This window comes from Polaribacter sp. (genome assembly GCF_036480315.1).
GTDB lineage: Bacteria > Bacteroidota > Bacteroidia > Flavobacteriales > Flavobacteriaceae > Polaribacter.
In genome coordinates this window covers 22,507-30,077 of the sequence record NZ_JAZGGG010000067.1, presented here as the reverse complement: position 1 = coordinate 30,077, position 7,571 = coordinate 22,507, and the positions used below count along the sequence as shown (strand labels likewise).

Sequence of the window (7,571 nt, the reverse complement as noted above, 5' to 3'; positions counted from 1 at the left end):
TTAATACCTCTAAAATTTTCTCGTAATTTGCTCTAAAGCTGTTCATCTATTTAAATGTTTGAAATTCAATTAAATATACGATTCTCTTAATCAATGAACAGCTTTTTTATAATGCACAACAGGTTATATTAATGTACAGTTATATCGTTTTGATGATATTAGTAGTTGGTTTGGTCTCGAATCCGAGAATTTTCAAATAAACATTACAGAAGGTTTTGGTGCTGGTATTTTGTACCCAAAAACAGATACAACATTGTTAGGAAATGAAAGACATGATGATTACCATATTTCTGGTTATGGGCTTTCTGCTGGTGTTGGATTAAATGTTACCTTTTTAAAACATTTCTTTATTCAAGTAGATTTAAAAGCAGGATATATTAACATGCCAAATGTTAAGATAAAAGCAAATTCTTCAGATAAAGCTTCTCAAGATTTTTTCTTCTTGCAAAACAATATTTTAATTGGCGGAAGATTTAGATTATAAGAATATCTTAATTTCTTTATTGAAACTCTTTTGGCACTTTGTCTCTATGCTTAAATCTTTTGTGAGACCACAAATAGAATTCAGGTTGTTGTTTAATATTAGCTTCCGTTAAATCAGTATAGATATCTGTAACTTTGTAATTCTCAAACTCTTTTGGGTTTTCTTTAATTAATTGAAATTCAATTTCATAATAGCCCCTTTTTACTTTTCTGGCAACATAGTTTATAACAACCAAATCGAATTTTTTTGAAAGCATTTCTGCACCTGTATGTACAGGAACTTTTATGTTAAAGAATTTTCGCCAATAAAAAGTTTTGTGTGGTTGTGGAGATTGGTCGCTTAATAAAATATATGCACCTTGTTTTTTATCTGAAAAATTTTTCTGCATTCCTTTAACTGTTTCAGATGTTTTGTAACCTTTAACACCAAATCTCTCTCTAGATTCTCTAATCGTTTTTTCAAAATATTTATTATTTAATTTTGTGTAAGCACCATAAACATCAATATCTAAAATTAAAGGCATGTTAAAAGACCATTCCCAATTTGCTTGGTGTGCGCCAACCAAAGCAATATTTTTTCCTTCTTTAGCATATTTGTTTACTAATTCAGGATTCTTGTATTTGTAGCGTTTTAATATTTGTTTTTCAGAAATTGAAAAAGCTTTTACGCTTTCCATTATTAAATCTGTAAAGTGTTTAAAGAATTTTTTAGAAATTACGTTATACTCTTCTTCCGATTTTTCTGGAAAAGCAAGTTTTAGATTCTCTAAAACAACTTTTTTTCTATATCCAAAAACATGGTAAATTAGAAAAAAAATAACATCAGATTTAATATATAAAATTCGCATTGGTAAACGAGACATAATCCATATTAGAGGATATGTTAGCGCAAAAACTAGAAATTGCATAAAGGTTGTTTTAAGATTACAAATATCTATATTTATATTTAAAACGATAGAGTTTTACTAAACGGATTTTCTTATGTTTGTTACATGATGGAAAATATAAATCAAGCAGTCTTACTTATTATCATAGCCAATGTGTTGGTTTCTATGAAAGGGTTTAACGACTATTCTTTTTTAGATAAATACAAGTTTCAAGTTGGAAGAATTTTATCTGGTGAAAAATTAAGAACCATTACCTCTGGTTTTTTGCATGCAGATTGGGCACATCTTGGTTTTAATATGTATGCACTTTATTTATTCGGAAACATTGTAGTTTCTATTTTAGGAATCCCTAACTTCTTAATTATTTATTTCGGAAGTTTATTAGCAGGAAGTTTATATTCACTTAAATATCATAAAGACGAACCTTATTACAGTTCCGTTGGTGCTTCTGGCGCCGTTTCAGGTATTGTGTATGCATCTATATTAGTATATCCAGAAATGGAGCTATACTTGTTTTTTATCCCAATTCCGATTCCAGGATATATTTTTGGTGTAGGTTATTTATTATATTCTATTTACGGAATGAAAAAGCAGTTAGGAAATGTTGGTCATTCTGCACATTTAGGAGGAACAATGGGTGGCTTTGCGTTAACGTTATTACTGAACCCTACGTTATTTTCAACGAATAAATTATTGGTTATATTTTTAGCAGTACCAATTATTTTAGTATTGTTTTTTGGAGATAAATTAAAAAGTTTATAGCAAAAAAAAGACTCTATTATTTCTAATAAAGTCTTTAGAGCGAAAGACCAGGTTCGAACTGGCGACATTCAGCTTGGAAGGCTGACGCTCTACCAACTGAGCTACTTTCGCATTATTGGTAAGCGGTTGCAAATATAAAATCATTTTTTAGTTCTGCAACTATTTTTTAAAGAAAATTAATAATAATTTTTATCATCACGTAAGATCTTTAGAAAGTGAAAACCATAGATATCATAGCCTTCATTATAATAGAATTTATGCGATTTAGAATTACTTACATAAGTGTTTAGTTCAATACTTTCACAACCTTTATTTTTTACATGTTGGTCTATCCAGTTAAAAAATTGTTTACCAAGACCTTGTCCTCTATAAGTGCCATCAATAATAACATGATCTGGTTCTACCGTTTTACCAACATAGTGCCTTGTTGAATACCAAAGACCAGAAATACCAACTAATTTATCATCAATAAATAGACCTGCACATTCGTAATTTGGCAAATTAGACATTTCTAAAACACGTTCAATTAATAAGTCTTTTGGTGTTTTTGTGTTTACTTTTGATAAAAGAGGAAGAATAGTTAGAATGTTTTCATGCTCAATAAGTCTAATTGTTATCATTTTTAAATATTTTCAAGTAAATATATTGTTTGTATCTTACATCTTAAAATAAATTAAAATGAAGTGCATTAAAATATTTAGCATTCTTTTTTTTATAACTTTTTCTGTTCAATGTCAAAAAAAAGAAGTCAAAATTGAAACAGCAAAATTAACTAATCAAGTATACATGCTAAAAGGTCAAGGAGGAAATATAGGCCTTTTTATTGGAGATGATGGTATTTTTATGATTGATGATCAATTTGCCCCATTATCAGCAAAAATATTAGTTGCTGTTAAAAATATCACAGATAAACCTTTAACTTATTTAATAAATTCTCATTGGCATGGAGATCATACTGGAGGAAATGAAAATATGCAAAAAGAAGGAGCTTTAATTGTTGCACATAAAAATGTTAGAAAGCGCATGAATGTAGATCAAATAGTAGGAGGAAAAGCAAAAAAAGCCGCAGTTAATGAAGCTTTGCCAGTAATTACTTTTTCTGATGACCTAATGATGCATATTAATAATGATGCTATTTTTATTTCTCATATTCATAATGCACATACAGATGGAGATGCATTAATTTATTTTACAACTAATAATGTTCTACATACAGGAGATTCTTATTTTCAAGGAAAATTTCCTTATATCGATTTAGATTCTGGAGGTAGTATAAATGGTTATATTGAAGGAATTAAAAAGATGATTTTACTAACAGATGATAAAACAAAAGTGATTCCTGGTCATGGAAATATTTCTAATAAAGCAGATTTAAAAGTATATTTAATAATGTTAGAACAAGTAAGAGAAAATGTTCTAAAAGAAATAGATAAAGGACAAACTTTAAAACAAGTAACAGATAATAAAGAGCTAACAGAAAAATACAATTCTTTTAGTGGATGGATTACTGGAGAAAGAATTAGAAGTACAGTTTATAAAAGCCTACAATTAGAAAAGAAATAAAAAAAAGTAAGAATAGTATCTTCAATAATACAATTAATAATTATGAAAAAACTACTAGTTTTAATTATTTCAATTTGTTTTTTAATTGGATGTCAACCAAAAAAAGAAAAACAAGCCAAAGTTATATTTAAAAAACATGATGAAACTGTGGCTTTAGAAATGCAGCAAAATCATAAAAGTAATAGAATGCAATTCAAATTGTTTCAATCTAAATATTTAGATATGAATACAGTTTTTAAGCCTTTTGAGAAAGATTTAGAATATTTTTCTGAAGATAATTATTCAGCATTATAACCTTTTATTTTAGAACAAGATATTCCTACAATTCAGAAAAATATAAAAGAAGGAAAATTAACGTACGAGAAACTAACATTATTTTATTTATATAGGATTCGAAAATTTGAGAGTGATTCGACAAAATCTTTAAATAGTATTATTAGTTTAAACAGAGATGTTTTAAAAGAAGCTAGAGCAAGAGATAAAAATAAAGAAAACCTTTCTAGTGATTATTCAGTTTACGGAATGCCAATCTTGTTAAAGGATAATATCAATACTAATAATATGTCAACTACTGCTGGAGCAATTGCTTTGGCTGAAAACAAAAATATTAAAGATGCTTTTATTGTTGAAAAATTAAAAGAAAACGGTGCTTTAATTTTAGGGAAAGTAAATTTAAGTGAATGGGCTTATTTTTTCTGTTCTGGTTGTCCGTTGGGTTATTCTGCAATTGGTGGACAAACTTTAAATCCTTACGGAAGAGCGCAATTTGAAACAGGCGGAAGCTCTGATGGAAGTGGCGTTACAATTGCGGCTAATTTTGCTGTTGCTGCAGTTGGTACAGAAACAACGGGTTCAATTACTTCGCCATCTAGTCAGAATTCTGTTGTGGGATTAAAACCAACAATTGGTGTTTTAAGTAGAACTGGTATTGTGCCAATTTCCTCAACTTTAGATACACCAGGACCGATGACAAAAAATGTTATTGACAATGCAATTGTTATGGATGCAATGCGCGGTTTTGATAAAAATGATTCAGCTTCAAAAAAAATAAAGGAAGATTACTTTCAAAACGGGTTTAAAGACAATTTAAAAGGTGGAAAATTAGGAGTTTTAAAAGCCTTATTATCAGATTCTATTTACGCTGCAACAGTAGAAAAGATAGAAAAAACAGGAGCAGAAATTTTAGAAATTACACCACCAGAAATTGCTTTTAATGGTTTTTTAACCTTGTTAAATATAGATATGAAGCATGATTTACCTAAATATTTATCAAAATCTGCGGATAAAAATATAACTATAAAAACGGTAGAAGATGTAACAATATTCAATTTAAAAAATTCGTTATTAAGAGCGCCATATGGGCAACAGTTATTTGTAGGAATTGTAAAAGATTCTACAAGTTTAGAGGGGTTAGAAATCATAAAAAATAATTTAAATTCTGAAGGTAAGAAATATTTACAATCTTTAGAAAATCTAAAATTTAGATGCAATTTTATCTATTAATAATTATCATTCTGGTATTTCAGCAGTTGCTAAATACCCAACATTAACGGTTCCAATGGGATATAAAACTTCTGGAGAGCCAATAAGTTTAACATTTATTGGTATTCCTTATTCAGAAAGAAAACTATTAGAAATTAGTTATGCTTTTGAACAATTAACAAAAGTTAGAAAAATGCCTAAAAACTATCAATAGAACCATTTTAAAACTTGTATTTTTGCAGTCGCTTAAAAACTCAATACAATGCGTACAAAAACCATTAAAAAAAATAAGATTAACGTTGTTACTTTAGGGTGTTCAAAGAATATTTATGATTCTGAAGTATTAATGGGACAATTAAAAGCCAACGGGAAAGATGTTGTTCATGAAGACCCTGAAGATGATGGAAATATTGTCGTTATAAATACTTGTGGATTTATTGGTAAAGCAAAAGAAGAATCTATTGATACTATTTTACATTATGCAAACAGAAAAGAAGCTGGTGAAATTGATAAAGTTTTTGTTTCTGGATGTTTAAGTGAGCGCTATAAACCAGACTTAGAAGATCAAATACCTAATGTAGATCAGTATTTTGGTACGCATGATTTACCGAACTTATTAAAGGTTTTAGAAGCAGATTATAAGCACGAATTAATTGGAGAGCGTTTAACTACTACACCAAAACATTATGCTTATTTAAAAATTGCAGAAGGTTGTGATAGACCTTGTTCTTTTTGTGCAATTCCTTTAATGAGAGGAAAACACGTTTCTACGCCTATTGAAGATATTATTACGGAAGCAACAAAATTAGCAGAAAAAGGGATTAAAGAAGTAATGTTAATTGCACAAGATTTAACGTATTACGGATTAGATATTTACAAAAAAAGAGCTCTGGCAGATTTGTTAGAAGCTTTGTCTAAAGTAGAAGGAATTGAATGGATTCGTATGCATTATGCTTTTCCTACAGGTTTTCCTATGGATGTTTTAGAAGTAATGAAACGTGAGCCTAAGGTTTGTAATTATCTAGACATACCTTTACAACACATTAATACAGAGTTATTAAAGTCAATGAAACGTGGAACAACACATGAAAAAACAACTGCGTTAATTCATAAGTTTAGAGAAACAGTGCCAAAAATGGCAATTAGAACTACGCTAATTGTTGGGTATCCTGGTGAAACAGAAGAAATGTTTCAAGAACTAAAAGATTGGGTAGAAGAAATGCGTTTTGAACGCATGGGAGCTTTTGAATATTCTCATGAAGAAAACACTGGAGCGTATGTTTTAGAAGATGATGTACCTGCAGAAGTTAAGTTTCAAAGAGTAAATGAGATTATGGAAATTCAATCTCAAATTTCTTGGGAATTGAATCAAGAAAAAATAGGAAAAACATTTAGATGTTTATTCGATAGAAAAGATGGAGAATTTTTCTACGGAAGAACAGAATCTGATTCACCAGATGTAGATAATGATGTTATTGTAGATGCAAAAGAACATTATATTAAAATTGGGGAATTTATTGATATTAAAATTCACGAAGCCGGAGATTACGATTTATACGGAACACCAGTAACTAAAGTTGAAAAACCAATTCCTTTAAATCAAAAAAGAAAATAAATAATTAAAAATCCTGCTTTATGTAGGATTTTTTTATGCAAATTAATGCGATGAAAAAAACATATTTCAATTGGAGTTCTGGGAAAGATTCTGCTTTGGCGTTGTATAAAATACAACAAGACTCAACTTATAATTTAGACTTATTGGTCACTACCATCAATAAAGATTTTAATAGAGTTTCTATGCATGGTATTAGAAATGAGCTATTATTTAAGCAAGCTGATTCTATAGGAATCAATTTAAAAACAATTGAATTTCCTGCGGATGTTACTATGGATTCGTATTCTGAAATTATGAAAGAAGCTATGAATTCTTTGTTAGAAAAAGGATATTCGCATACAGTTTTTGGTGATATTTTTTTAGAAGATTTAAAAGCATATAGAGATTCTAAACTAAAAGAAGTAAATATTACAGGAATTTATCCACTTTGGAAAAATGATACAAAAGAAGTATTACAAGAATTTTTAGGTTTAGGATTTAAAGCAATTACCGTTTGTGTAAATGCGAAATTGTTAGGAGCCGAATTTTTAGGTAGAGTTATAGATGAGCAGTTTATAAAAGACTTACCTGATAATGTTGATGTTTGTGGAGAAAATGGTGAGTTTCATACTTTTGTTTTTGATGGACCTATTTTTAAAAACCCAATTGATTTTTCTGTTGGAGAAAAAGTACTGCGATCTTATACTTTACATGACAATGATGGTGATAACTGTCATCAATCTAAAAAAGAAAACTCAAATCACGATACAAGTTTTTGGTATTGCGATTTGAGTTAATTA

At 28.9% G+C, this 7,571-nt stretch carries 7 protein-coding genes, 1 tRNA gene and 1 pseudogene; 6 read left to right on the top strand and 3 right to left on the bottom strand.

All coding sequences use genetic code 11. From position 1 onward, the window contains the following. Positions 1 to 229 precede the first annotated feature (229 nt). Positions 230 to 484 carry a hypothetical protein gene (locus V3V28_RS14465; RefSeq protein ID WP_331365722.1) on the top strand — a complete coding sequence of 85 codons (255 nt, stop codon included), beginning with the start codon at positions 230 to 232 and terminating at the stop codon, positions 482 to 484. 16 nt (positions 485 to 500) lie between these two features. Here the strand turns inward: V3V28_RS14465 and V3V28_RS14460 are convergent, their stop codons facing one another. Next, complete coding sequence (locus tag V3V28_RS14460; RefSeq protein WP_331365721.1) at positions 501 to 1,391, bottom strand: lysophospholipid acyltransferase family protein; 891 nt, start codon at positions 1,389 to 1,391, stop codon at positions 501 to 503. 84 nt (positions 1,392 to 1,475) lie between these two features. On the opposite strand from V3V28_RS14460, the gene V3V28_RS14455 reads away from it, so the two are divergent. Beyond that, complete coding sequence (locus tag V3V28_RS14455) at positions 1,476 to 2,132, top strand: rhomboid family intramembrane serine protease (RefSeq protein WP_331365720.1); 657 nt, start codon at positions 1,476 to 1,478, stop codon at positions 2,130 to 2,132. Positions 2,133 to 2,170: 38 nt separating this feature from the next. Here V3V28_RS14455 and V3V28_RS14450 read toward each other — a convergent pair. Together V3V28_RS14450 and V3V28_RS14445 are read right to left on the bottom strand one after the other, a co-directional pair. Then, a tRNA-Gly gene (locus tag V3V28_RS14450) sits at positions 2,171 to 2,243 on the bottom strand. Positions 2,244 to 2,308: 65 nt separating this feature from the next. Beyond that, the gene (locus tag V3V28_RS14445) at positions 2,309 to 2,752 is read right to left on the bottom strand and encodes a GNAT family N-acetyltransferase (RefSeq protein ID WP_331365719.1); all 444 of its coding nucleotides are present in this window, start codon (positions 2,750 to 2,752) and stop codon (positions 2,309 to 2,311) included. A gap of 58 nt (positions 2,753 to 2,810) precedes the next feature. Here V3V28_RS14445 and V3V28_RS14440 point away from each other — a divergent pair, with 58 nt between their 5' ends. From V3V28_RS14440 to V3V28_RS14425, 4 genes and pseudogenes are all read left to right on the top strand, one after another. Continuing rightward, positions 2,811 to 3,695 (top strand): MBL fold metallo-hydrolase, encoded by an 885-nt coding sequence (locus tag V3V28_RS14440; protein WP_331365718.1) that lies wholly within the window; start codon positions 2,811 to 2,813, stop codon positions 3,693 to 3,695. Between the two features lie 42 nt (positions 3,696 to 3,737). Further along, a pseudogene (locus V3V28_RS14435) lies at positions 3,738 to 5,391 on the top strand (amidase family protein). A 48-nt stretch (positions 5,392 to 5,439) separates the two neighbouring features. Beyond that, entirely contained in the window at positions 5,440 to 6,792 is a 1,353-nt protein-coding gene (gene rimO, locus V3V28_RS14430; protein WP_331365717.1) for a 30S ribosomal protein S12 methylthiotransferase RimO, read from the top strand. A 50-nt stretch (positions 6,793 to 6,842) separates the two neighbouring features. Then, on the top strand, positions 6,843 to 7,568 hold the full coding sequence (locus V3V28_RS14425) for a diphthine--ammonia ligase (protein WP_331365716.1): 726 nt from the start codon (positions 6,843 to 6,845) through the stop codon (positions 7,566 to 7,568). Positions 7,569 to 7,571: the final 3 nt, after the last annotated feature.

Bases quoted from the DNA above. Each gene is read 5' to 3' on its own strand.
- V3V28_RS14460 (WP_331365721.1), bottom strand. From the start codon at position 1,391: ATGCAATTTCTAGTTTTTGCGCTAACATATCCTCTAATATGGATTATG.
- V3V28_RS14455 (WP_331365720.1), top strand. From the start codon at position 1,476: ATGATGGAAAATATAAATCAAGCAGTCTTACTTATTATCATAGCCAAT.
- V3V28_RS14445 (WP_331365719.1), bottom strand. From the start codon at position 2,752: ATGATAACAATTAGACTTATTGAGCATGAAAACATTCTAACTATTCTT.
- V3V28_RS14440 (WP_331365718.1), top strand. From the start codon at position 2,811: ATGAAGTGCATTAAAATATTTAGCATTCTTTTTTTTATAACTTTTTCT.
- rimO (WP_331365717.1), top strand. From the start codon at position 5,440: ATGCGTACAAAAACCATTAAAAAAAATAAGATTAACGTTGTTACTTTA.
- V3V28_RS14425 (WP_331365716.1), top strand. From the start codon at position 6,843: ATGAAAAAAACATATTTCAATTGGAGTTCTGGGAAAGATTCTGCTTTG.